23 protein-coding genes and 2 pseudogenes are annotated in these 23,497 nt (G+C 72.5%); 12 read left to right on the forward strand and 13 right to left on the reverse strand.

What is annotated here, in order from left to right; genetic code table 11:
* Positions 1-132: 132 nt before the first annotated feature.
* A complete protein-coding gene (locus ACFC1X_RS11680; protein WP_376351453.1) occupies positions 133-555 on the forward strand; it encodes a hypothetical protein in 423 nt (140 codons plus the stop codon).
* A 28-nt stretch (positions 556-583) separates the two neighbouring features.
* On the opposite strand, the gene ACFC1X_RS11685 is transcribed toward ACFC1X_RS11680, so the two are convergent.
* From ACFC1X_RS11685 to ACFC1X_RS11725, 9 genes and pseudogenes are all read right to left on the reverse strand, one after another.
* On the reverse strand, positions 584-1,639 hold the full coding sequence (locus tag ACFC1X_RS11685; protein ID WP_376351456.1) for a PucR family transcriptional regulator: 1,056 nt from the start codon (positions 1,637-1,639) through the stop codon (positions 584-586).
* A gap of 110 nt (positions 1,640-1,749) precedes the next feature.
* Positions 1,750-2,292, reverse strand: a complete 543-nt coding sequence (locus ACFC1X_RS11690) for a 2'-5' RNA ligase family protein (protein WP_376351459.1) — start codon at positions 2,290-2,292, stop codon at positions 1,750-1,752.
* Positions 2,293-2,352: 60 nt separating this feature from the next.
* Positions 2,353-3,132: a class I SAM-dependent methyltransferase gene (locus tag ACFC1X_RS11695; protein ID WP_376351462.1), complete on the reverse strand. Its 780-nt coding sequence runs from the start codon at positions 3,130-3,132 to the stop codon at positions 2,353-2,355.
* A gap of 46 nt (positions 3,133-3,178) precedes the next feature.
* Positions 3,179-3,373, reverse strand: a pseudogene (locus ACFC1X_RS11700) (SAM-dependent methyltransferase); the annotation flags it as partial.
* A gap of 190 nt (positions 3,374-3,563) precedes the next feature.
* Positions 3,564-3,953, reverse strand: a pseudogene (locus ACFC1X_RS11705) (MFS transporter); the annotation flags it as partial.
* Positions 3,950-4,081, reverse strand: coding sequence for a hypothetical protein (locus ACFC1X_RS11710; RefSeq protein WP_376351464.1), 132 nt, complete (start codon positions 4,079-4,081; stop codon positions 3,950-3,952). The pseudogene ACFC1X_RS11705 and the gene ACFC1X_RS11710, both read right to left, overlap by 4 nt.
* A 34-nt stretch (positions 4,082-4,115) precedes the next feature.
* Positions 4,116-4,985, reverse strand: coding sequence for an endonuclease/exonuclease/phosphatase family protein (locus ACFC1X_RS11715; RefSeq protein WP_376351467.1), 870 nt, complete (start codon positions 4,983-4,985; stop codon positions 4,116-4,118).
* A gap of 55 nt (positions 4,986-5,040) precedes the next feature.
* Positions 5,041-6,135 carry an NAD(+)/NADH kinase gene (locus tag ACFC1X_RS11720; protein WP_376351470.1) on the reverse strand — a complete coding sequence of 365 codons (1,095 nt, stop codon included), beginning with the start codon at positions 6,133-6,135 and terminating at the stop codon, positions 5,041-5,043.
* Positions 6,136-6,280: 145 nt separating this feature from the next.
* On the reverse strand, positions 6,281-6,883 hold the full coding sequence (locus ACFC1X_RS11725; protein ID WP_376351472.1) for a GPP34 family phosphoprotein: 603 nt from the start codon (positions 6,881-6,883) through the stop codon (positions 6,281-6,283).
* 383 nt (positions 6,884-7,266) lie between these two features.
* On the opposite strand from ACFC1X_RS11725, the gene ACFC1X_RS11730 reads away from it, so the two are divergent.
* From ACFC1X_RS11730 to ACFC1X_RS11740, 3 genes are all read left to right on the forward strand, one after another.
* Complete coding sequence (locus ACFC1X_RS11730; protein WP_376351475.1) at positions 7,267-8,709, forward strand: family 2B encapsulin nanocompartment shell protein; 1,443 nt, start codon at positions 7,267-7,269, stop codon at positions 8,707-8,709.
* Between the two features lie 19 nt (positions 8,710-8,728).
* Positions 8,729-9,787 (forward strand): family 2 encapsulin nanocompartment cargo protein terpene cyclase, encoded by a 1,059-nt coding sequence (locus tag ACFC1X_RS11735; protein ID WP_376351478.1) that lies wholly within the window; start codon positions 8,729-8,731, stop codon positions 9,785-9,787.
* A gap of 65 nt (positions 9,788-9,852) precedes the next feature.
* The gene (locus ACFC1X_RS11740; RefSeq protein ID WP_376351481.1) at positions 9,853-10,728 is read left to right on the forward strand and encodes a geranyl diphosphate 2-C-methyltransferase; all 876 of its coding nucleotides are present in this window, start codon (positions 9,853-9,855) and stop codon (positions 10,726-10,728) included.
* A 10-nt stretch (positions 10,729-10,738) separates the two neighbouring features.
* Here the strand turns inward: ACFC1X_RS11740 and ACFC1X_RS11745 are convergent, their stop codons facing one another.
* Positions 10,739-11,632: an NADP-dependent oxidoreductase gene (locus tag ACFC1X_RS11745; RefSeq protein WP_376352142.1), complete on the reverse strand. Its 894-nt coding sequence runs from the start codon at positions 11,630-11,632 to the stop codon at positions 10,739-10,741.
* Positions 11,633-11,710: 78 nt separating this feature from the next.
* Here ACFC1X_RS11745 and ACFC1X_RS11750 point away from each other — a divergent pair, with 78 nt between their 5' ends.
* Complete coding sequence (locus ACFC1X_RS11750; RefSeq protein ID WP_376351484.1) at positions 11,711-12,280, forward strand: TetR/AcrR family transcriptional regulator; 570 nt, start codon at positions 11,711-11,713, stop codon at positions 12,278-12,280.
* Positions 12,281-12,283: 3 nt separating this feature from the next.
* On the opposite strand, the gene ACFC1X_RS11755 is transcribed toward ACFC1X_RS11750, so the two are convergent.
* Positions 12,284-12,844: a hypothetical protein gene (locus ACFC1X_RS11755; RefSeq protein WP_376351486.1), complete on the reverse strand. Its 561-nt coding sequence runs from the start codon at positions 12,842-12,844 to the stop codon at positions 12,284-12,286.
* Positions 12,845-12,967: 123 nt separating this feature from the next.
* On the opposite strand from ACFC1X_RS11755, the gene ACFC1X_RS11760 reads away from it, so the two are divergent.
* Positions 12,968-13,555 carry a TetR/AcrR family transcriptional regulator gene (locus ACFC1X_RS11760; RefSeq protein WP_376351489.1) on the forward strand — a complete coding sequence of 196 codons (588 nt, stop codon included), beginning with the start codon at positions 12,968-12,970 and terminating at the stop codon, positions 13,553-13,555.
* A gap of 25 nt (positions 13,556-13,580) precedes the next feature.
* Here the strand turns inward: ACFC1X_RS11760 and ACFC1X_RS11765 are convergent, their stop codons facing one another.
* Positions 13,581-14,930 carry a diacylglycerol/lipid kinase family protein gene (locus tag ACFC1X_RS11765; protein ID WP_376351491.1) on the reverse strand — a complete coding sequence of 450 codons (1,350 nt, stop codon included), beginning with the start codon at positions 14,928-14,930 and terminating at the stop codon, positions 13,581-13,583.
* A 115-nt stretch (positions 14,931-15,045) separates the two neighbouring features.
* Between ACFC1X_RS11765 and ACFC1X_RS11770 the strand changes: the two genes are divergently transcribed.
* The 4 genes from ACFC1X_RS11770 to ACFC1X_RS11785 all read left to right on the forward strand — a co-directional run bounded on the left by ACFC1X_RS11770 (position 15,046) and on the right by ACFC1X_RS11785 (position 19,632).
* Entirely contained in the window at positions 15,046-15,963 is a 918-nt protein-coding gene (locus ACFC1X_RS11770) for a phosphotransferase (RefSeq protein ID WP_376351493.1), read from the forward strand.
* 214 nt (positions 15,964-16,177) lie between these two features.
* Positions 16,178-17,266 (forward strand): NlpC/P60 family protein, encoded by a 1,089-nt coding sequence (locus tag ACFC1X_RS11775; RefSeq protein ID WP_376351496.1) that lies wholly within the window; start codon positions 16,178-16,180, stop codon positions 17,264-17,266.
* A 4-nt stretch (positions 17,267-17,270) separates the two neighbouring features.
* Entirely contained in the window at positions 17,271-18,179 is a 909-nt protein-coding gene (locus ACFC1X_RS11780; protein ID WP_376351498.1) for a hypothetical protein, read from the forward strand.
* A 46-nt stretch (positions 18,180-18,225) separates the two neighbouring features.
* Positions 18,226-19,632, forward strand: a complete 1,407-nt coding sequence (locus tag ACFC1X_RS11785; protein ID WP_376351501.1) for a M1 family metallopeptidase — start codon at positions 18,226-18,228, stop codon at positions 19,630-19,632.
* A 30-nt stretch (positions 19,633-19,662) separates the two neighbouring features.
* On the opposite strand, the gene ACFC1X_RS11790 is transcribed toward ACFC1X_RS11785, so the two are convergent.
* The gene (locus ACFC1X_RS11790; protein WP_376351503.1) at positions 19,663-21,114 is read right to left on the reverse strand and encodes an aromatic amino acid ammonia-lyase; all 1,452 of its coding nucleotides are present in this window, start codon (positions 21,112-21,114) and stop codon (positions 19,663-19,665) included.
* A gap of 52 nt (positions 21,115-21,166) precedes the next feature.
* Between ACFC1X_RS11790 and ACFC1X_RS11795 the strand changes: the two genes are divergently transcribed.
* Both ACFC1X_RS11795 and ACFC1X_RS11800 read left to right on the forward strand, forming a co-directional pair.
* Complete coding sequence (locus tag ACFC1X_RS11795) at positions 21,167-22,024, forward strand: MurR/RpiR family transcriptional regulator (RefSeq protein ID WP_376351506.1); 858 nt, start codon at positions 21,167-21,169, stop codon at positions 22,022-22,024.
* Positions 21,990-23,360 carry an MFS transporter gene (locus tag ACFC1X_RS11800; protein ID WP_376351509.1) on the forward strand — a complete coding sequence of 457 codons (1,371 nt, stop codon included), beginning with the start codon at positions 21,990-21,992 and terminating at the stop codon, positions 23,358-23,360. The genes ACFC1X_RS11795 and ACFC1X_RS11800 overlap by 35 nt, the downstream gene beginning before the upstream one ends.
* Positions 23,361-23,497: the final 137 nt, after the last annotated feature.

Genomic DNA, 23,497 nt, shown 5'->3' on the forward strand with positions numbered 1-23,497 from the left:
AAGTCACGGGTATGGCTCACTCGGTGACGAGGTCTCTGATATGGGGACGATGTCCAGGGCTCCTCGGTCCCCGCCCCAGCCCCTCCTCCCCCACCCGCCGACCGCACACGTCGGCCGGATATCGTCGTGTACATGCAGCCCACATACGTCCCCGCCGCCCCGCCTCCGCCCGCCCGCAGCCGGTGGCCGCTGGCGACCGCCGTCCTGGTGGGCCTGCTGATCGGTGCGGGAGGCGTGGGTGCCGCCTGGGCGCTGACCGGTGACGAGGCCGCCGGCGGTGGCGGCGCGCGGGGCGACGCCCGGGGCGCGTGCGACGCGCTGACCGCCATGGACGAGTCGAAGCTGGCGACGCGCGGCAAGGCGGGCGAGCAGGCGCTGTACCGCTTCGCCGCCGCCTTCGACCTGTCGACGGCCGCCGCCGCGGGCGACTCCTCCTACGAGCCGCTCGCGAAGGCCGTGACCGGCGCGCACAATCGGCACCGCCAGGTCTTCGAGGTCGATGCCGGGGTGAAGGCGAAACTGAGCGAGGCCCGCGGCATCTGCGCCGATCTCTGAGTCCCGGAGCGGCTGCCCGCGACCGCGGTCACAGCGGTCTGGTCGGCCAGTCGAGCAGGCGGGCGCCGATGACCGCGGTCTGCAGCATGTAGCGCTGTACGGGCTCCGTGGGATCGACGCCCGTCAGCGTGTGGACGCGTTCCAGGCGGTAGGTCAGCGCCCGGACGCTCAGTGAAAGTCTGCGGGCGGTCTCGGCGGCGACGCAGCCTGCGTCGAAGTACTCGTTCAGCGTGTTGAGGAGTGGCTGCGCGCCGCCGCGGGCCTGCTCCAGCGGGCTGAGCGTCTCGCGCACGAGGTCGACCAGGGCGGGCCGGTCGCGGGCGAGGACCGGGAAGACCAGCAGGTCGGCGGCGCGCAGGAGCGGGTCGTCGAAGCCCATCCGGTGGGCGACGTCCAAGGCGTTGAGCGCCTCCTGGTAGCTGTGCCCGATCCCCACCGCGCCGGAGCGGGGGCGGCCGACGGCGACCTGGCCGCCATCGGTCGCGGCGTGGGCCTGTTTGGCGAAGCGGGTCAGCACGTCCGCCTGGTCGCCGGGGGCGATGCAGACCATCCGGCCGTCCTTGGTGGTGAGCAGGAGACGCCGGCTCTCGAAGTGGCTGAACAGGGCGTCCTGAACCTGCCGGGGGACGGAGTCGGTCTCGTCGTAGGCGACCGGTCCCTCGGCCACGGCGACGGCGTGGTCGCGGGACAGGCGCAGTCCGAACCGTTCGGCCCGTGCGGCGAGATGGCCGGAGTCGCCGCGCCCGTGGAGCAGGTCGTCGATGAACTCCCGCCGGGCCGCCTCCTCCTGGCGGATGACCAGCCGCTGGGCGCTCTCGTAGCCCTCGGCGAAGGCGTCCAGGGCCTGTTCGACGACGGACAGCACGTGGTCGGGCGACGCCGCGGCAGGCCACGCGCCGCGGCTGGCGGCGAGGTGTTCCCGGACGAGGACCCGCCAGCCGAGTCCCGAGGCCGCGGCACGTGCGCCCAGTTCGCGGCGGGTGGCGCGTTCCTCGCGGGTGAGGCGGCGGCCGGTGGTGGCGGCGTCGGCCAGGACCTGTACGAAGCCGTCGAGGAACGCCGCGGGCGGGTCTTGCACGGTCACATGCCCCTCCTGGCGGTGGCGGGAGTCGCGGCGGATTCCCGGCGCAGGTCCACAGGAAGGCCGTGAGAGCTCGACGAGCGGGAACGTGCCCGTTAAAGCAGTGAGGCTCGCTAAGTAAGTTTAACGTACGAACCGATCGGACCTCCGTCGGCGAGCGGCAGCTCGGCGAGGGCCTGCCATCCCGTGGGCGTCAGGGCGACCACGTGCAAGGCGTCGATCCCGGTGACGATCGGGAGGCGGGCCGCCGTGCGGGCGGCGATGTCGGCGGCGGCCTCGGGCTCCACGTCCAGAGCCACGGTGACGTGCACCGGCGGATCGGGGCCGAACCGGCCGCCGTAGGGAGCCGGTGCCGGAAAGGCGGTACGGACGGCGGTGGCCACGCCGCGCAACTCGGGGACCGGGATCCCGACGAAACCACCGGTCCGTTCGACGGCCGCCAGCCTGATCGGGATACGCCCGCTCGGCAGCGCGGCCCGCAGTCGGCGCAGCTCCCGCTCCCCCACCTCGTCGGCGGCGAGCCACGGGTAGAACAGCGCGGCGTGTGCGGGCACCCCCGGCCGCACCGCCCGCGGGTCCACGCGGGCCGCCGACTCGAGCAGCGGTTCGGCGTCCGGCAGCACGGCCAGCACCGCCGTCGTCCCCACCTGGGCCATTCCCGTACCTCTCTCGGGCGACGGACTCGCTACGGCGACGGGCTCACTCCGGCAACGGACTCACAGCCGCCGGACGCGGAGCACCCCCGTCAGCATCGGCAGGGTGAACTCGCCGCGGGCGGTCTCCGCTGTGCCGGCCAGGAACGCGCGGATCCGGTCCAGCGTGGCCGCTCGTTCCGGTTCCGGCATGACCAGCACCCCCGCGCGTGTGGCGAGGGTCGCGACGAGGGAGTCGGCGGTGCGGCGCTGCGCGTGCGGGAACTCGGCCTGCTCCGGGGAGCCGAACCGGGCGGCGGCCGATGTCTTCGGGAGGTGCATGCCGGCCGTCTCGGCCCGCCAGGCGGCGGGCGTGTCGCGCGGGCCGACGGCCGCGCCGCCGCCCACCCGGGCGAGTCCGGCAACCCACTCGGCCCGGTCGTCGAGGAGGTTCCAGAGGCCGGCCAGGATGCCGTCGGGTGCGAGGACCCTGGCGATCTCGGGTCCCGCGACGGCCATGTCGAACCAGTGCATGGCGTTGCCGGCCAGCACGGCGTCGACGGAGGCGTCCGGCAGCGGGATCGCCTCGGCGCTCCCCCGCAGGGCACGCACGTCGGGCAGCGAGCGGCGCAGCTCGCCGAGCATCGCCGGGTCGGGCTCGACCGCGACGACCTCGGCACCGAGGGCGACGAGCGTGGCGGTCAGCTTGCCGGTCCCGGCGCCGAGGTCGAGCACGCGCGGTCCGGGGGCCGGCGCCAGTGCCCAGCCCACCGCGGCCTGCGCGTAGTCCGGACGGTGTTCGGCGTACTCGACCGCCGCCGCGCCGAACGACGAGGCGTGAGAGGGCCGTTCGTCGTGATCCACACGGTGACGCTACCCGGACCGCCGTCGGCCCGCCAGCCCGTCCCCTTCACCGCTTGCGGGCCATCCCGGCGGCGATGAGGCGCTCCCACACGGTGAGTTCCGGCTCGGCCGCCCCGGCGCGCCACAGGGACGCCGGGACGATCCCGGGCTCGAGGATCTCCAAACCGTCCAGCAGGGACTCGATCTCGTCGTCGGTCCGCCACCGGCCGCGGCCGAACGTCCCCTGGAGGACCTTCTCGGCCAGGTAGTCGTAGACGCGGGCGATACTGGGCCTGGTGCTGTCGATGGAGGAAATCTCTCCCGTCATGGCTCCCATCCTCTCCCCAACAGCGCCTGTCGGCCACCACTTTGCTCCAGCACCCGGGCGGTGCGAGCAGTGCGGTGACGACGGCGACGAGCCAGATCGCGGCGACGGCGAGACCCGCCGCCGTGAGCGAGGCGTACTCGACGAGGACGCCCGTTCCGAACAGGCCGACCGACGGAGCGGCGGTCATGATCGCGTTCTGGGTGCCCATCACCCGGCCGCGCAGGTCGTCGGGGATGCGCTCCGTCATCAGGACGCCGAGCACGGTACTCAGGATGCCGCCGAAGAAGCCGAGGACGACCGCTCCGGCGAAGACGACACCCACCGGCGGCAGCGTCCCGATCAGAGCGACTCCGACCGCCGACCCCGGCAGCGCGATCGTCAGCCAGGTGCGCCTGGTCGCGCGCGCTCCGGCCGCCGCGTAGACGCCGGAACCGATCAGCATGCCGACGGCCAGCGAGCTGAGCACCAGGCCGAGCTGTCCCTCCTTGCCGGCGACGACACGGTCCAGAGTCATGCCGCTGCGGCGTGCCACCCGCGGCACCAGGGCCTCGCGCGCCGTGAGCCCCGGTACGTCGCCGCGACGGAGTTGCCCAGGGTGGAGAAGCCGTACGAGGTCAGGTAGGCGATCAGTGACCGGTTCATGCACCCGGCTGTGAACCATGACGTCGCGTCGGGCTCACGTCCCCGGCTCGTCCACCCGCCGCGTCGGGTCCACGTCGGTGTGGAGCAGGTAGTGGTCCGAGTACTCGCTCCGCAGTACCCGGTGCCGCAGCGGTGCGATGCCGCGCAGGAAGACGTAGTCGAACTTGCTCTGCCATTCGGTGGTGGGGGCGCAGCCCGCGTCCGGTGCGGGTCGGCACGCGGGGTCCGTGTCCGTGGCCAGGGCCCATATTCGGCTGAGTTCGGGCGCGTCCGGAACGGCGTTGAAGTCGCCGAGGACGATGGCGCGGTCGTGCCGGGCGACGGCCTTCGCCAGTACCCGGGTCTGGCCGTCGCGGAACTCCTCCTGGCGGCGTTGGGCGAGGTGGGTGTTGAAGACCCGGACGGACTGGCCGCCGACGGTGGTGGTGACCGCCATGTACCCGCGGTCCTCGGATCCGCCCTCGGGATACTCCACCTCGACGCGGTCCGTCATCGGCGCCGCCGACAGGAGCGCCTGGCCGAACCCGCCCGGGTTCCACGGCGCTCCCCCGCAGCGGCTCCAGTTCTGCAGGACCGAGCCGTACGCGACGTGGTAGCGCAGGCCGTAGAAGACCTCCAGGTAGTCCCGGATCTTCTCGACGTCACGTGCGCACGCTTCCTGCATGCCGACGACCTGGGGGGCGTACGTCGCGATCTCCGCGGCGCGGTCGACGTTGCTCGCGTCGCAGGGGTTGCAGAGGTTCCACGTCATGACCCGGTTCGGCACGACGTCCGTGACGGCGTCGACGGGCAGTGCCCTGGTGAAGGGAGCCCCACCGTCCGGCGCACTCGGGCCCAGGAGCAGCAGACACGCCACGGCCACGGCGCATGCGAGCAATCGCGAGCCGCCCTTCCTGAGCACCATCGCCTCCTACCCGTGGACCCACGCCACAACTGACGTCTCCTGGGGAGAGGTTATGTCACGCGCCGCTCGGCGAGACATCCTCGGCCGCGGTCCCCTCGGCCACCGGCAGGGGCATCGCCAGGTGGGCGAGGTCCCCTGGCGGGGGCGTGCTCACCGGCCACAGGGGCGCGGGGGTGCCGTCGGCGACCGCCGCGGGGGCGTCGGTCAGCCGCATGCGCTCGCGCAGCCGTCCGTAGAAGTCCATGGGCCCGAGCCGTACGGCCCGCAGGCGGCGGGGCGCGGCGTAGACGCCGAGCCAGTCCCCCGGGTCGAGGACGCCGCGCAGTTGTCCGTCGATGCTCACGGCGGCCTGTCCGGACCGTTCGAGGATGCGCAGCCCGACGGGTTCGTCGGGCGCGGTGACCACCGAGCGGTCGAAGGTCATGTGCGGGGCCACCGCGGTGAAGACGAGCGCCTCGGCCCGGGGGGAGACCACTGGACCGCCCGCCGCGAAGCTGTAGGCGGTGGAGCCCGTCGGGGTGGCGACCAGCAGGGCGTCGGCGGAGTACGAGGCCAGGAGGCGGCCGGAGACGTAGACGCCGACGGAGATCTGCCGGTCCCGGGACAGCTTCTCCAGTACGACGTCGTTGAGGGCGGTGACGTTCAGCGCGATGCCCCACTCGTCACCGCTCTCGCAGTCCGTGCGCACGCGCGGCGGCGGCAGCAACGGGCCCCGGCCGTACCGCAGCAGCGCCTCCATCTCCGACGGGATCTCCAGCAGTCGGGAGGCCCTGAGGGTGAGCAGCATGCGGTTCTCCGGGTCCACGTGACCGTCCCGGACGGCGTCGAGGGCGGAGCGTACCGCCGGGGCGGGGACCTCGGTCAGGAACCCGACCCGGCCCAGGTCCACGCCCAGGATCAGCGCGTCGTTCTCGGCCGCCAGCCGGGCGCCGCGCAGGAAGGTGCCGTCGCCGCCCAGGGTGACGATGAGGTCCGGGTCGCCGGCCGCTTCGACCTCCTCCCGGGCGCTGTGCCGGCCTTCGCCGCTCCACACGTCGATGTCGGCACATCCGACCGCGTTCTCCTGGCACCACTGCCGGACGTCCCGCGCCGCCGCCGCCGCGCCCTCGCGGCCACCGTGCACCACGAGTCCGACCCGCTCGACCGTCACCGCTGCCTCCCTGCGCGTTCGTCCGGGTTCGCCAAGGCGTGCTCTGCCGGAATCCTCGCCGACCGTCAGGGCGGGCCGGGCCGCGACATGCCGACGGGCGGGAAGGCCGCGCGCGCCGGGTGGCTTCAGGCGTTCCGGCCGGCCGTCACAGTCCGCGCCAGATGTTGTCGAAGGCCGCGTCCTCGATGCTGCGGCGTTGCCTGATGGCGGCCAGTTCCACCACGGCGTCGTTCACGGCGGCGAGCACGGCGGCGATCCTGTCGTCCTCGGGATCCTCGACCCGGTCGGCCGACTCGTGGTGGATTCCGACCGCGGCCGCGAGGCCCACCAGCACGGGGTCGCCGGAGGCCCAGCGGTCGGTGGCCCGCCGACGGGTCTCCGGATCGGCCGGCGCCGGCCGGTCGGCTTCGCGCCGCCCCATCCAGCGCGGCCGCTTGCGGCGGGTGTCCTCCACCCCTTCGGCGGCGAGGTACTCGGCCGCCAGCCCCCGCCCCCGGCGCCACAGCCAGTCCTCCACCGACTCGTCCGGTTCCTTCCCGACCTGGGACGCCGCCGCGTCCAGCGTGGGGTCACCGGACCCCGGCCGCTCCACCGGGCGGAGAACGGACCCGTCCAGGGACACCGCGCCGGCTTCCAGCAGGTCGGCCAGTTCGGCTCCGGCGAGGGCCAGCGAGAGATCGCCGGGCTCGACGGGGTACTCGGTGCGCGCCTCCAGGGAGACGATCGTCAGGTCGTGCGCTGTGGTCATGGCGTGGGCTCCACATCTGTCACAAGTGCCGCGATACACGGCAGTGATCGGTTCAGCCTATCCACGGGTACGGGCCGCGTTCCGGCGCTCGCCGAGGCGCTGTCAGTGGCTGGTGGCAGCAAGCGGCTCACGCGCCGTCGGTGTCGACCCACCGCGCGAGCCCCCGGGCCCGCGGGTGATGCGGAGTGGAGGTGGGGCGTGCGGGTGGGCGCTTCGCGCGGGCTGCGCTTCATCAGGGATGTTTGTGCCTCGTGGTGTGAAGACCGCCCCCCTTCGCGCCTACCGGCAGGCTGCCCGGCGCTGGTTGTCTTGCTGAAGCGCACGGTCCACTTGTGCATCACGGGTCGTTCCGCTCACTACCGCTCGCCCTTCCTGGAGGGAACGTGTCCGCTCAGGACAGCGCCACAGGTCTGGTCACCCCGGACCACGGTCCCGCGGCATCCGCCGAGAACCCGCCCACCAGCCTCGGCACCCGTGCCGCGCGTCAGCTGGCGACCACCACCAAGTCCGAGCCCCAGATGCGGGGCATCTCCTCCCGGTGGCTGATCCGGAAACTGCCGTGGGTGGATGTCAGGGGCGGGGCCTACCGGGTCAACCGCCGCCTGCAGTTGCGGATCGGGCGGGGGCGGGTCCAGTTCGAGCAGAACGGTGCCGACGACGTCCGGGTGGTTCCGCGGACCCTCACCGAGCTGCCCGCGCTGCGGGGCTATGGCGACCAGGAGGTCCTGACGGAGCTGGCCGGCCGCTTCTCGGTCCGCGAGGTGCGGGCGGGGCAGGTGCTGTGCGAGGCCGGCCGGCCGGTCACCGAGATCTACCTGGTCGTCCACGGCCGCTTCACCCGGCTCGCCGTCGGGCAGTACGGCGGGGAGGCGGTGGTCGGTGTCGTCGGCGACGGCGAACCGGTGGGGGACGAGGCGATCGGCCGGTCCGAGCCGCTGTGGCCGGCGTCGCTGCGTGCCCAGACGGCGGCCGTGGTGCTGGCGCTGCCGCGGGACGCGCTGCGTGAATTCACCGACCGGGCGCCCTCCCTGGCCGCGCACCTGGCGGCGTACGAGGAGCGGCAGCGGCTGCCGACGAACCGCGGGGGCGAGGCGGACATGCCGGTCCAGGCCGGTCACAGCGGTGAGCCCACGCTGTCCGGGGGTTTCGTCGACTACGACCTCGCCCCGCGCGAGTACGAGCTGTCCCTCACCCAGACGGTGCTCCGCGTGCACACCCGGGTCGCCGACCTCTTCAGCGATCCCATGGACCAGACACGGCAGCAGCTGCGGCTGACCATCCAGGAGATCCGCGAGCGCCAGGAGTGGGAGCTGGTGAACAACCGGGACTTCGGGCTGCTGCACAACGTCGACCACGAACAGCGCATCGGCACGTGCACGGGGCCGCCCACACCCGACGACATGGACGAACTCCTCTCCATGCGCCGCGGGACGGGGCTGTTCCTCGCCCATCCGAAGGCGATCGCGGCGTTCTTCCGGCAGTGCAACCAGCGCGGGCTGGTGCCGGGCTCCGCGACGGTGAACGGGCACCACGTCCCCGCCTGGCGGGGCATTCCGATCTTCCCGTGCGGCAAGATCCCCGTCTCCCGTTCCCACACCACCAGCATCCTCGCGCTGCGCACCGGCGAGGCCGACCAGGGCGTCGTCGGCCTCTACCAGACCGGCATCCCCGAGGAGTACGAACCCGGGCTGAACGTCCGGTACATGGGCGTCAACCGGAACGCCGTCACCAACTACCTAGTGACCGCCTACTACTCGCTGGCCATCCTCGTACCCGACGCGGCCGGCCTCCTGGAGAACGTCCAACTCGGCCGGGTTGCCGACTGACCAGTTGGAGCACACGACCATGAGCACCTCCGCGAACGGCACGGCCGCGTTCTCACTGCCCGGCCCGCCGAACCCCGCCCGGTCCATGCGGGCCCGGCGCGAGAAGACCATCCCCGGCCTGAAGCACCGGCCCGTCGCACCAGCCGACCCGGACAAGGCCGCCGAGATCGACGAGAGACTGGAGGCCTGGGCGCGAGCGCTCGACCTGTTCCCGCCGGAGTGGAGCGGGGACTTCTCAGAGTTCCAGTTCGGCCGTGCCGTGGCGCTGCAGCACCCCGAGGCGGTCGACATGGAACGGCTCACCGTCGCCGGCAAGCTGCTGCTGGCGGAGAACATCGTCGACAGCTGCTACTGCGAGGAGGACGAGGGCCGGGGCGGCGCGCGACGCGGCCTCGGCGGGCGGCTGATCATCGCCCAGTCCGCCCTCGACCCCTTCCACTCCACCCCCGACGCCGAGAACGACTGGCGCCAGGGCGTCCAGGCCGACGGTCCGCTGCGGTCGTACCACTGGGCCCTGAAGGACTACGCGGCGCTCGCCACGCCCAGCCAGACGACCAGGCTCGTGCACGACCTCGCCCGGCTGCACCTGGGGTACCTGGCGGAAGCCTCCTGGTCGGAGACGCGTCACCGGCCGCCCGTCTGGGAGTACCTGGTGATGCGGCAGTTCAACAACTTCCGGCCCTGTCTGTCCATCGTCGACACGGTGGACGGTTACGAACTGCCCGAAGCCGTCTACGCCCGCCCCGAGGTTCAGCGGATCACCGTCCTCGCCTGCAACGCCACCACCATCGTCAACGACCTGTACTCGTTCACCAAGGAACTGGCGAGCGACCCGGAGCACCTGAACCTGCCCCAGGTGGTCGCCGCCAACGACCGGTGCGGTCTGAAGGCCGCCTATCTCCGCAGCGTCGACATCCACAACCAGATCATGGAAGCGTTCGAAACGGAGTCCGCCCTGCTGTCCACCACCTCGCCCCTCGTCGAGCGATACGCCCGCGGCCTGGCCGACTGGGTGTCGGGCAACCACGAGTGGCACGCGAGCAACAGCGACCGCTACAGCCTGCCCGACTACTGGTGACCGACGCCCGGCACCAAACGCACACGGCACGACGGAACACGCACCACAGCACCAGGGAGCCATAGTTGACCACCGCCCAGACCGGCGCCAAGGCCGCGCCGGTACCCACCCAGTCCACGTACCAGAACCGTGTCGCGGACTACTGGAACGCCGAAGAGAACCCGGTCAACCTCGAACTCGGCCGAGTCGACGACCTGTACCACCACCACTACGGCATCGGGGACGCCGACACCTCGGTGCTGAACGAACCGGACGCGGACCGGCGCCGGGAGAGGATCACGCACGAACTGCACCGGCTGGAGCACGCCCAGGCCGAGTTCCTCGCCTCCCACCTCGGCGACCTCTCCCCCGGCGACCGGGTCTTCGACGCCGGGTGCGGGCGCGGCGGCGGCAGCGTGGTGGCCCATCTGCGGCACGGCTGCCACACCGACGGGGTCACCATCTCGGCCAAGCAGGCGGACTTCGCCAACGAGCAGGCACGCAAGCGCGGCATCGACGGCAAGGTGCGCTACCACCACCGCAACATGCTCGACACTGGCCTCGCCACCGGCGCCTACGCGGCCTCCTGGAACAACGAGTCCACGATGTACGTCGAGCTGGACCTGCTCTTCGCCGAGCACGCCCGCCTGCTGCGCCGCGGCGGCCGGTACGTGGTGATCACCGGCTGCTACAACGACACCTACGGACAGGCCTCCCGTGAGGTGTCCCTCATCAACGCCCACTACATCTGCGACATCCACCCGCGCTCGGCGTACTTCCGGGCGATGGCCCGCAACCGGCTCGTCCCTGTCCACGTCCAGGACCTGACCGCGGCCACGATCCCCTACTGGGAGCTGCGCCGCGAGGCCGACCACCTCGTCACGGGCATCGAGGACACGTTCCTCAACGCCTACCGCAACGGCAGCTTCCAGTACCTGCTGATCGCGGCCGACCGGGTCTGACCCGCTCCGCTCAGACGATCACGACCCGACGGCCGCGCGTGTGACCCGCGCGGCTGTCGGCGTGCGCCGCCGCGGCCTCGGCGAGTGTGTAGGACTTCTCGACCGGAATGTGCAGCTTCCCGCGTGAGATGAGGTCGGCGGCCTCGGCCAGCGCGTCCGGCATGCTCCCGGCGACGCCGGAGAACCGGACGCCGAGCTTCGGCGCGTCGAGGTCGGCGATGGAGATCACCTTCCGCGGGTCCCCGGTCAGCTCGACCAGTTCACGGATCACGCCCGAGCCGGCCAGGTCGAGCGCCCCGTCGACCTGCCCGAGCCGCCGCACCCGCTCGACCCAGCCTTCGCCGTACGTCGTGGCGAGGGCACCCATGCCACGCAGATAGTCCTGGTTCGCGGCGCCGGCCGTGCCGATCACCGTGATGCCCCGCTCGCGGGCGATCTGCAGCACCGCCGAACCGACTCCGCCGGAGGCGCCGCTGACCAGTAGCGTCTGCCCGGGTCGCACACCGATCTCGCGAATGAGGCGCAGCGCGGTCTCCACCACGGAGGGATAGCCGGCGGCCTCCTCGAAGGTCAGCCCGTCGGGCATCCGGGCCCAGGCGGACAGCACGGCGAACTCGGCGTAGGTACTCGCCCCTTCACCGAAGACGTGGTCGCCGACCGCGACCCCTTCGACACCCTCGCCGACCTCGTCCACCACCCCGGAGGCGTCCAGCCCCACTCCGGAGGGCAACTCGATCGGATGGGCCCCGAGGATCTGGCCTTCGCGGATCCTCCAGTCGGCGGGGTTCACACCCGCCGCCCGCACCGCGATGCGGACCTGACCGGGGCCCGCCTGGGGCTCCTCGGCGTCTATGAGGCGCAGCACTTCCGGACCGCCGAACTCGGCGAAGCTCACTTTCTTCATGTTGTTCATGCCGCGACCGTAGCACTAACGGTTAGTTTTTAACAACGGTTACACCTTTGCAGCTGATAGCGTGAGCTCATGCCGCAACCGACCGGACGCCGCGAGCGCAAGAAGGCCGCGACCCGCCAGAAGATCGCCGACACCGCCATGGCACTCTTCCTGGAACGCGGGTACGACAAGGTCGGCATCCGCGACGTGGCCGCCGAGGCCGACGTGGCGGTCACCACGCTCTTCTCGCACTTCGCCTCGAAGGAGGCCCTGGTCTTCGAGAAGGACGAGCACTTCGAGGCACGGCTCACGGGCGCCGTCAGCGGCCGGGCACCGGACGAGCCACTGATGCCGGCGCTGCGGCACGAGATCCTGGCCCTGGTGCGCCACTGCACGGCGGACGAGGCCGCTCCGGTCTGGCGCATGATCGACGGATCACCGGCCCTGCGGAAGTACGAGGAGTCGATGCGGCTGCGCCACGCGGAGTCGCTGGCGGTGGCCATCGCGGCCGACCCCTCGCTCTCCCGGACCACGACGGCCTGCCGTACGATCGCGCGGTTCGTGATCGACGCCTATGCGCTGGCCCGGGAGGCGGCCGATCCGGAGGCCGCCGTCGACGAGATCTTCCGGATGATCGAGGCGGCCTGGGCGGTCGCCTGACGTTCACGCCCCATTGCGGGCGCGGTTCAGCCGGAGCGCCGAGACGAGGAAGAACACGCCGCCGAGGAAGGCGTATCCGGCGAGACTCGTCAGCGAGGCGCCGTCGCCGCCCGCCTGCGCGAAGAACGAGGCGCCCGCGAGCGTGGAGATGGCGCCGCTGATGATCATGGCCCACTGGCCGCCCAGCTTCCGGCGGGTGGCGCCCGCGACGAGCTGGACGATGCCCGAGGTGATCGCCCAGACGCCCCAGACGCGCAGCACGGCCGGGACACCCGACGTGGCCGCCACGGCCAGCCCGACGACGGCCAGTGAACTGATCGCGATGTTCACGTGGAGCGCGGGCGCGGTACCGCCGTCGGCCCTGGCGGACCGGATGTCGACGATCGCGGCCGCCACGTCGAACAGGGGATAGACGAGCAGGAGGGTCACGGCGGCCGGTCCGAGCGTGTCGCCGGCCGCGAAGAGCAGCGCGGCCCACACCGCGGCGAACACGAAGCGCAGGAAGTACAGCTTGCGCAGGGCCACGGGGGCGGTGGCGGAGGTGCTGCTGACAAGGGTGTCCACGGAAGTACCTTTCGCTTGCAGTCATGAGGGAGAACGTTCGTTCTTCCTTGAGATACAAGAGGGTCGGCGCGACGCTTGTCAAGACCGAACGTTCTACCTCATCGATTTGGTACCTTGGTCCGCATGAGTAGGAGCCCAGAAGGCGGCAGCACGTCGGAAGCGCGGGAGCGGCTGCTCGGTACCGCGACTCGGATCTTCTACACGGAGGGGATCCACTCCGTCGGCATCGACCGGATCACCGCCGAGGCGAAGGTGACCCGGGCGACGCTGTACCGGCACTTCTCGGGCAAGGAGGACCTCGTCCTCGCGTACCTCGACCTGGCCGACCGGGGCATCCGGGGGCAGGTCGCCGAGGCCCGCGCGGGCGCCCGGTCGTCGGCCGACGAGGTCCGGGCCGTCGCGCGGTCCATCACGGAGGGCATCCGCTCCCCCGGCTTCCGCGGCTGCGCCTTCCTCAACGCGGTGGCCGAGTACCCGGACCCCACCCACCCGATCCACCGGGCCGTCCTGGCCCACCGGGCGTGGTTCCTGGACACCGTCACGGAGCTGCTGGCACGGACCGGCGACGCACCCGCCGAGGCGGACGGGCGGCACCTCGTCATGCTCCGGGACGGCGCCATGGCGGCGGGGTGCCTCTTCGACCCCGAACTGGTCTCGGAGACCTTCCTCCAGGGCGTCGAGGGGATTCTGCGGGCGCGCACCGGCGCTTGAGGCGCCGGACGTCCGGCAGCGCCGCTCAGCGACGGGCGCCGGAGGCGGGACGGTCGAGGGCCAGCGTGGCGATCCGCCGCCAGTCCAGCTTCGGGACCTGGTCCGCCGCGCCCGGACGGTCGCGCGGGACCAGGACGCGCAGGGCACGCGGTCGCAGGGTGCACACCACCGGCGTGGGCAGCGTCAGCGCCTCACCGTCGACGGCCACCGGGATGCTCGCGGCAGCGGCGCGGACCTCCACCCGGCGCGACGTCAGCATGGTCAGCGCCGGAGACATCGAGCCCCGCACAGCGAGGTCGGCCGCCTGCGCGGCACCGTCCACGCGGATACCGAGCACGCCGAGTTCGCCGCCGTCCAGCCGGGGCCGGCGTCCGACGTCGAGCGGGTCGGCCGAGGAGTAGGGGTTGTTGCTGACCAGCAGCGCCTGCTGGCCGTCCACCGGCCGGTCGTCGGCGAGGGCGTCGAGGCGCTCACCGGCACCGCCGGCCAACAGGTCCGGCAGCGCGTCGAGGGCCGTGCCGGCCTTGGCGTCGCGGTACTCGGGGCGCTGCACGATCGCCGCGTACACCCCGAACGACACGGTGTTGACGAACGCCCGGCCCGCCACGTCCCCCAGGTCCACCCTGAGTTCCACCCCGTCGGTGAGGGCGTCCAGGCACCGGGACGGGTCGGTGCGGTCCAGGCCGAGGTCCATGGCGAGGTGGTTGCGGGTGCCGGCGGAGATGACCAGGAACGGCAGGTCGTGCTCGGCCGCCACCGCCGCGACCAGGGCCTGGGTGCCGTCCCCGCCCGCGACGCCGAGCAGGTCGGCGCCCTCGGCGACGGCCTTGCGGGCGAGTTCCTCGACGTCGGTGTGGATGCCCGGCCGCAGCAGGATCACCCGGGCGCCGAGCGCTTCGGCCCGTGCGACGAGCCCGAACCGGGCCACCTTCCCGCCACCCGAGGCCGGGTTCATGATGAGGACCGCCTGCCGGGGCAGCCGGCGCGGCGGTACGGCGGCGCGTGCCGGATCCGGCCGCCGGTCCGCCCGCAGGGCACCGCGGGCAGAGGCCAGGGCCCCGGCCCAGAGCCCCACCCCGACCGGCGCCGTGAACCAGAGGCCGCCGTTCAGGAACAACGCCAGCACGGCCACCAACGCGCCCACGGCGAGCCCCGCGCCCAGCGCCCGCACGGCACCCCGATGGGCCAGGAACCACCAGGCGCCGACCGCGCACACCGCCAGTCCCGCGAGTCCGCCCAGGATGATCACGGGGCCCGCGTCGAGGAGCGACAGCAGGACGACGAGGACGGCCGCCGCGGCGGCGAGCAACGCGTAACGGGCCAACGACCGGGCCCTGACCGACGGATCGACCTTGCTCACCTGCGCGCCCCCCATTTCACCGAGGCTCCGTCGACCGGGAGCCGCCGGGCAGCCTACGGCCTCCGGAGGGGCCGTAGGCGATATTCGGTCCCGCGCCACCGGGGGCGTCGTCCGGCTACTGTTGCTCCCCATGTCCCACACCGAGGCCGAGATCACCGCGGACCTGATCCGCGATCTCCTCAAGGAACAGCACCCGGACCTGGCGGACCGGCCTTTGGGGCTGGGCGCGCGCGGCTGGGACAACCAGTTGTGGCGGCTCGGGGACGACCTCGCCGTGCGGCTTCCGTGGGCGACGGAGAGCGCGGACGCGCTCCTGCTGAAGGAACACGCCTGGCTGCCCGCGCTCGCCCCGCACCTGCCGCTGCCCGTCCCCGTGCCGCAGCGCCTGGGCGAGCCCTCCGAGCTGTTCCCGCGGCCGTGGATCGTCACCACCTGGGTACCGGGGACGCCGGCCGACCGCGCCCCCGTCACGCGCGCGGCCGACGCGGCCGGTGCCCTGGCCGCCTTCCTGACGGCACTTCACCAGCCCGCACCCGTCGGGGCCCCGGTCGGCCGCGGCCGTGCGGGGGCCCTGGCCGACCGCGCGGAAGGGTTCGCCGACCAGCTTGCCAAGGCCACTGACCTGGGCCTGCTCCCCGACCCGGACGCCGTCCGCGCGGTGTGGGAGGACGCACTCGACGCTCCCCCGTGGGACGGCCCGCCCGTGTGGGTCCACGCCGATCTGCATCCGGCCAACATCCTCACGGCGGACGGCACGTTCTGCGGTGTCATCGACTTCGGCGACCTCTGCGCGGGCGATCCGGCGAGCGATCTCGCCGCCGCCTGGGTGCTCCTGCCGGACGGCGCCACCGGCCCCTTCCACGACGCCTACCGGCCCTCCCCGGACAGCGCCACCCTCCGCCGTGCCCGCGGCAACGCGGCGGCGAACGCGCTCGGCGGCCTCCTCATCGCGGACGCCGGTGTCCGCGGTCTCCCCGGCGGCAAGCCGTCCTGGGGTCCGCCCGCACAGGCGGCGTTGCGACGGCTCACCGCGACGAGGCGCCACTGAGGTTCGGCGTCGGCACGGACAAGAACCGGCCAACCGCGGTGGGCGAGTTGCCTACGGGGACGTTGACACGCCCGGGGATACCGGGGTGGGCCATTCAGGTGAGGGTAATGTGTTCACAGGTCGAACGGATCTCCGTGTGACCCGTGGTGGCGACCGCGCTGGCCGGAGGCCGCCCGTCCGAGCTGCCCGCACACGACCTCTGAAAGTGGAGCCGATGAACGTGTCGACCGGCGGCGGACGGCTGCGGGGCCGGGCCACCGTAGCAGCAATCGTCTGCGCGATAGCCCTGATACCCGGCCCGAGTTACGCGGCACCCAACGATCCCGACCCGCGGGACGACACCTCCATCGAGGGAATCCGCGCGGAACTGGACGGCCTCTACCGCGAGGCGGAGGTGGCCACCGAGGCGTACAACGCTGCCAACGAGAAGGCCAAGAAGCAGGAGAAGCGGCTGGCGTCGCTGCGCAAGGACCTCGCCCGCACCGAGGACCGGGTGGACGACCTGCACGACCTGGCCGGCGCTGCCGCCCGGACGCAGTACCGCGGGGGCCATCTGGCCTCCACCGGCATCCAGTTACTCCTCGGCGACCACCCCGACCAGGCCCTGGACGAGGCGTCGCAGGCCCGCCAGGCCATGCGGGGCCTCGTCAACGTCTCCGAGACCCAGCAGACCGTCCGCGCCGAGCTGGACGGACAGACCGAGGCCGCCGCGGAGGAACTGCGCGAGCTGAAGAAGACGCGCGCGGACAAGGCCGGGTCGAAGGAGAAGATCGAGAAGAAGATCGCCGAGGCCGAGAGCATAGAGGCCGGTCTCGAGGAGGAAGAGGCCCGCAGGCTGGCCGCGCTGGAGAGGCAGCGGACCGAGGAGGCCAAGTCCAAGTGGCGGGGCTCCGGTTCGGACGGCGGCGGCTCCTCCACCGGGGGCGGCTCGGGCGGCAGGACCACCGTGAGCGGGGCCGCCGGGAAAGCCGTCGGCTTCGCGATGGCCCAGATCGGCAAACCGTACGTGTGGGGAGCCGTGGGCCCCTCGTCGTACGACTGCTCGGGACTCACCTCCGCCGCGTGGGCCGCCGCCGGGCACCCCATTCCCCGTACCTCGCAGGCGCAGTGGCAGGGACTGACCCGGGTCGGCCTGTCGTCCGCGCGCCCGGGCGACCTGATCATCTACTACAACGACGCCACGCACGTGGGCATGTACATCGGAGGCGGCCAGATGGTCCACGCCCCACGGCCCGGACGCTCGATCACGACCGCGCCGGCCGCCTCCATGCCCATCCTCGGTGTGGTCCGACCCGGAGTCTGAGCGTATGCCCCACTCGCTGACACCCCGTGACAAGGGGAACCTGCCCGTGCTCAGCGCACCGCCGCTGATCCGACTCGACGCGTACGTGGCCGAGGACGGGTCGACGGTGGTCAACGGCCATCTGCTGGAGATGGGCGGCATGCGCCCGGCCAACGAGGCGATCCTCGACGCCATCGCGATGTTCGCCCGGACCCTGGGGGCCCCGGTGGCGGCGACCGTCATCGACCGCCCCGCACAGCAGGTGGCGCGCCTTCGGGTGTACCCCGACGGCTCCAGCCGGACCATCGCCGAGGAGGAGGATCTGCCGCCCGGGCGCGAGCGTACCGCCGCGGAGGAGGAGGCGTTTCCTCCGCTCGCCCGCGTCGAGCGCATCATCCAGCACGCGCAGCGCGAGGAGCTGCACGCGGCGTTCGTCCTCGCCAGCGCGCTGCGGGAGCACCTCACCCTGCGCAGGGGGGCCGAGGACGAACTCTCGCTGGAGGCAAGGGCGATCGAGGCGTACATCGCCTATCTGCGGGGCGAGTACATGATCTCCACCGTGCTGGCCCTGACCGTCGCGCGGATCCGCTGCCGCACCGACCTGACCCGGGCCGCGCCCGAGGTCGCCCGGGCCACCGCGGCGTGGCAGCGGCTGTGGGACGAGGGCCAGGTCGCGACCCGGGGGCAGGAACTGCTGCGGATGTGGGAGCGGTTGTCCGCGGAGGGCCTGTTGCAGGAACCGTCCCACCACGCCATGGCCGAGGCCGTCCGGACCCGGCTCGAACGGGGCAGCCGGTACGTGGAGAACCCGGCCCCCGCGCCGGCGGCGGCTGCCCTGACCGCGGCGCCGGAACCGGCGGCCCCCGAGGACAGGCCGCTCAAGCCCACCCGCCGGGGGCTGCGCCGCTTCACCCGCCGGTCCACGCGGAACTGAGCCAACTCCGCCCGTTCAGCGTCGCGTTGTGGCACCATTCGCTGCCATGTCGCCGATAGCCGTGTGGTCGTCCAGGTCCGGTCGTCGTCCGTTCGTCGTGCTGTTCGTGGTGCTCGTGGTGTTCGCGTTGGTGGGCACCGGTGTGACGAGCGCCGGTGCGGTGGGCCGGGCCGGGAAGCCCGGGGTCGCCGCGACGCCGGACCGGGCCCGCTACGACGTGGCCCTGCGTTCCGACTCCGACGGCGGCCGCTGGACCGGACGGCAGCGGGTGTCGTTCCGGAACGCGTCCGACCGGCCCCTGCGCGAGGTGTACCTGCGCCTGTGGGGCAACGGCGAGGACGGGTGCGGCACGGCCGGTGCGCCGTCCCCCGTCACCGTGGCGAACGTGCGGGGTGGCTCGGCGGGCGGGCTGTCCGTGAACTGCACGGCTCTGCGCATCGCCCTGCCGAAGGCGCTCGGGCGCGGCGAGCGGGCCTCGGTCGCCTTCGACGTCTCGATCACCGTCCCCGGCCGCAACGCCCGCTTCGGCCGCGAGGACGCCTACCGCTTCCTCGGCAACGCGCTGCCCGTGCTCGCCGTGCACGACGCGAAGGGGTGGCACCTCGACCCGTATGTGGCCGTCGGCGAGAGCTTCTACGCCTTGACGAGCGACTTCCGGGTACGTCTCGACCACCCGTCGGACCTCAAGGTGCCGGCGACCGGCCGCACCCGGACCGTTGCCGCGGGCGTCCCTGGCCGTACGGTCACGCTCGGCGTCGCGGACCGGGTGCGGGACTTCGCCTGGGCCGCGGGCCCGTTCCGCACGGCGACGGACACCTCGCCCGGGGGCGTGCGCGTGAAGTCGTACTGGGCGGACGGCACCTCCGCCGCGGGCGTGCGCCTCAACCGTACGGACGCCGTCGCCGCGATCGACCGGTTCGGCGACGAGTTCGGCCGCTATCCGTACGGCGAGATCGACCTGGTGATGACCCCCGGCTTCGGCGGTGGCATGGAGTATCCCGGCCTCGTCCTGCTCGGCACCACCGAGGAGGGCAGCGCGGTCGTCCACGAGCTGGCGCACCAGTGGTGGTACGGCATCGTCGGCAACGACGAGTACGGCTCACCGTGGCTGGACGAGAGCTTCGCCCAGTACGCCAACGCCCGCTTCTACGGCTGGGAGACCCGCGACTGCTGGGCGGACGTGTACTGGCCCGACGACAGCGCCGCACTGACCGCCTCGATGGACTACTGGGCGGCTCACCGGGGCTCGTACCACCTCGTCTACACGGCCGGGCCCTGCGCGCTGGCCGACCTGGAGCGCACCCTCGGCGCCGGCACCATGGCCCGGCTCCTCAAGCGGTACGCCCAGGACCATTGGTACGGCGTCTCCACCACCGCCGGCTTCAAGAAGGCCGCCCAGTCGATGACGGACCAGGACCTCGGCCCCTTCTGGGAGGCCCACCGCATCAGGTGACGGTGGGCGCGTACCTCACAGGCGCGTACCTCACAGGGTCGAGAAACGGTCCAGGAGCCGCTCCGCCTGCTGGATCTCCGAGCTGAGGGGGTGGTCCTCGACGATGTGCGGCAGCGCGGACGTGGCCAGCCGGTACGCCTCGCGCAGCGGGGTGTCGGGCAGTTCCGTACCGGCCATCCGCAACGCCCGTACCGCGCCCAGCAGTTCACAGGCCAGGACGGTGCGGTAGGCGGCCGTCGCGGTGACCGTGCTGCGTACCGCGTGGGTCGAGAAGCTGGCGTGGTCCTCCAGGCCCCGGGAGATCACCGCGGTGCCCAGCGTCACCGGTGACGCGGCGTGCCGCAGGGTGCCGAGGGCGTCGTGGGAGACGTACTCCAGGATCATGATGCCCGAGCTGCCTGCGGGGCCGTCCGCGAGGAACGGCGGGAGTCCGCTCAGGTCCGGCTCCACCAGGTCGCTCAGCCGGGCGGCGGACAGCTCCGCGATGTGGTGCAGCGCGGCTCGGAGGTAGTCGAAGGCGAGCGCCACCTGGGCCGTGGAGAACTGGCCGTGGTGGTAGGCCTGGTGGGTCTCCGCGTCGATCAACGGGTTCTCCGCGGCAGCGTTGACGTCGACCTCCAGCACCTCCCCCACCCGGGCGGCCGCGTCGAGTGCCGCCCCCTGCACCTGGGGGAAGGCCCGCAGCCCGAACGGGTCCTGCAACCGCCGCCCGGGGACCGGGTCGCCGGAGCCGGTGAGCAGCCGGCGCAGGTCCGCGGCGCAGCGCACCGAGCCGGGGTGCGGCCGGGCGGCGTGGACGCGTTCGTCGTAGGCCTCGGCCGAGCCGCCCAGGGCGCGGAAGGTCAGCGCGGTCACGACATGGCTCGCGGCCAGCAGGCGGTTCAGGTCGTGCCAGGCCAGGACGGCCTCGCCGAGGGTGGCGGCGTTGCTGGAGATGAACGCGAGCGCGTCCCCCGGGCTGATCGGCACCGGTTCGATGCCGCCGGACGCCCAGGGCAGTTCTCCGGCGAGCGTCAGCGCGATCTCCGCCAGGGCCGTCAGGTCGCCGGTGCCGATCGCGCCACGGGTGTGCACGAGGGGCAGCGCGCCGACCCGCAGGGCCTGCTCCAGCGCGCGCAGCAGCCGGGGGTGGACGCCGCTGCCGGCGGCGGCGAGCTGGTTGAGGCGGATCACCATCACGGCCCGCACCGCGTCGTCGGACAGGGGTTCCCCGGAGCCGCCGGCGTGGCTGCGCAGCAGGCGCAGTCCGTGCAGGTCCGCCGCTCCCGGGTCGACGACGATGTGGCGGTTGGCGCCGACCCCGGTGGTCCTGCCGTAGACCGCTCCCTTGGCGCCCAGCTCGACCGCCAGCTCGTAACTGTGCTCGGCCCTGGTCAGGGCGTCGGGGGTCAGCTCCGTCCACGCACTGCGCCGGGCCGCGCGGACCACGTCGGTGCAGCGGAGCCCTGCGCCGCTGATCTCGATCCGGCTGGTATCGATCATCACCCCTCCTCTTGACAAGTCTTCATTCATTCCTGCGAATAGCATGTAACTCTTGATTCGTCGGACTGGCAAGAAGGAGATCCCGGTGCCCCGGTCGCTGCACGAGTTGCTCACTGCCCACCGGCTCACACCGGCGCAGCGGCGCATCGCCAGTTACCTCGCCGAGCGACCGGTCGACGCCGCCGCGCTCACCAGCGCCGAGCTGGCCGAGCGCGCCCAGGTCAGCCAGCCGTCCGTGACCCGGTTCGTGGCGCTGCTGGGCTTCGACGGGTACGGGGAGTTCCGCCGCTATCTCCGTACGGCGACGGCCGTGCCCGAGGTGGAGCGCGGGGGCAACAAGTTCCAGGCCGCCATCGACGCGGACCTGCGCAACATCGTCGCCCTGCGCGCGGAGCTGTCGGACGACACCCGGCTGCGCGCGCTCGCCGCGCGGCTGATGGAATCGTCGCCGCTCGTCGTCGCGGGGTACCGCGTGTCGGCGGCGCAGGCGGCGTCCTTCGCCTACCTGGCGACCAAGATTCACCCGGACGTCCGGCTGCTGACCGACTCCGGCAGCGTGTTCGGGGACCAGCTGCGGCACGCCCACCGGAGCGGCGCCCGCACACTCGTCCTGGTCGCGCTCCCCCGCTACCCGCGGGAGTGCGCGGCCGCCCTCGATCAGGCCCGGGAGCTGGGCCTGCACACTCTTCTGATCACGGACCGGCTCGTCTCGGCGCTCACCCCCCTCGCCGACGACGTGCTGAGCGCGGGCGTCGCCTCCGAGTTCGTGTTCGACTCCCACGCCGCGGTGGTCTCGCTGTCCGTGGCACTGGTGGAGGCGATGGCCGACGCGGCCGGCGCCCTCGCCCGGCAACGACTGGAAGGTTTCGAAGACTATGCCGCAGAGCACGACCTCTTCCTCCGGGAGTGACTCGGCCGTCCCCGTCGGAGGCGAGGCGGCGGCCACCGCGTTCGACGACGCCCCGCTCAACCGCTTCCACCTGCGCATCACGTCACTCACGTTCTGCGCCAACGCCTCCGACGGCTACGAGCTGGGCATCATCAGCATCGCCCTGCCCCTGATCGCCTCGCAGCTCGGCTTCGGCACGGTCTGGGAGGGGCTGCTCGGCGCGTCGGCCCTGATCGGCATCTTCCTCGGCAGTGTCATCGTCGGCTGGGCCGCCGACCGGATCGGCCGCCAGCGGCTGTACACCTGGAACTTCGTGCTGATAGCCGTGGCGTCCGCGGCAGAGTTCTTCGTGACCGGACCGGCCCAGCTGTTCGTGCTGAGGCTGCTCATCGGCATCGGCATCGGCGCGGACTACGCGCTGGGACCGACGCTCGTCGCCGAGTTCGTGCCGCGCCGGTACCGCGGCGGGCTCCTCGCCTCGCTGACCGTCCTGTGGACGGTGGGCTACGTCGTGGCCTTCTTCCTCGGCAACTACGTGGTCTCCCTGGGCGACGACGCCTGGCGCTGGCTGCTCGCCTCCAGTTGTGTACCGGCGATGGCCGTGGTCCTGCTCCGCATCGGCGTGCCCGAGTCGCCGCGGTGGCTGCTGGCGCAGGGCCGGGTCGAGCAGGCACGCGCGGTCGTCACCCGGCTCGGCGGTGACACGGAGGCGTTCGCCTCGCTGGTGCGCACCACCCAGGCCGCGGGCGGTGCGGCGAAGGCGCGCTACCGGGATCTGTTCGGCCGCGACCACTGGCGGCACACCGCCTTCGGCGTGGTCTTCTACAACGCCCAGGTGGTGCCGTACTTCGCGATCTACACGTTCCTGCCGCTGGTCCTGCTGAAGATGGGGGTCGGCGAGGAGGACACCACCAGCGACGGCATGCTGAACGTCTTCCTGCTGGCGGGCAGCCTCGCGGGCCTCTGGTTCGTGGCCAAGGCGTCCCGTCGTGGCCTGACCATCTGGTCCTTCGTCGTCCTCATCGCCTCGCTCGCCCCGATGGCGATCTGGCCGGACGCCCCCACCGCGGTGCTCTTCCCGCTGTTCCTGGTCTTCACCTTCACCATGTCGGCCGCGGTCAACCTGGACCAGGTCTACCCGGCCGAACTGTTCCCCACTGACCTGCGCAGCTCCGGCGTGGGCCTGCTCAACGGGCTCAGCCGGGTGGGCTCGGCCATCGGTACGTTCCTGCTCCCGCTGAGCCTGGACCACCTCGGCTTCTCCCCCACCATGCTGGTGCTGACCCTGGTCCTGGTCGCGGGGCTGGCCGCGTCGGTCGTCTGGGCCCCGGAGACGAAGAACATGGCGCTCCACTAGTCTCCGCGCCCTCCGGACGCCCCCGGCCTGGGCGTATGCAGTTGCGAACCAGGGGTGATCCCTGATCTCCTGACCAGCAACGTGGGACTGCCGGCCGGTTCGCTGGGCGGCGGTCCCAGCCCCATCCCCGACCGGCG

This window comes from Streptomyces sp. NPDC056128 (assembly GCF_042263835.1).
Lineage (GTDB): Bacteria > Actinomycetota > Actinomycetes > Streptomycetales > Streptomycetaceae > Streptomyces.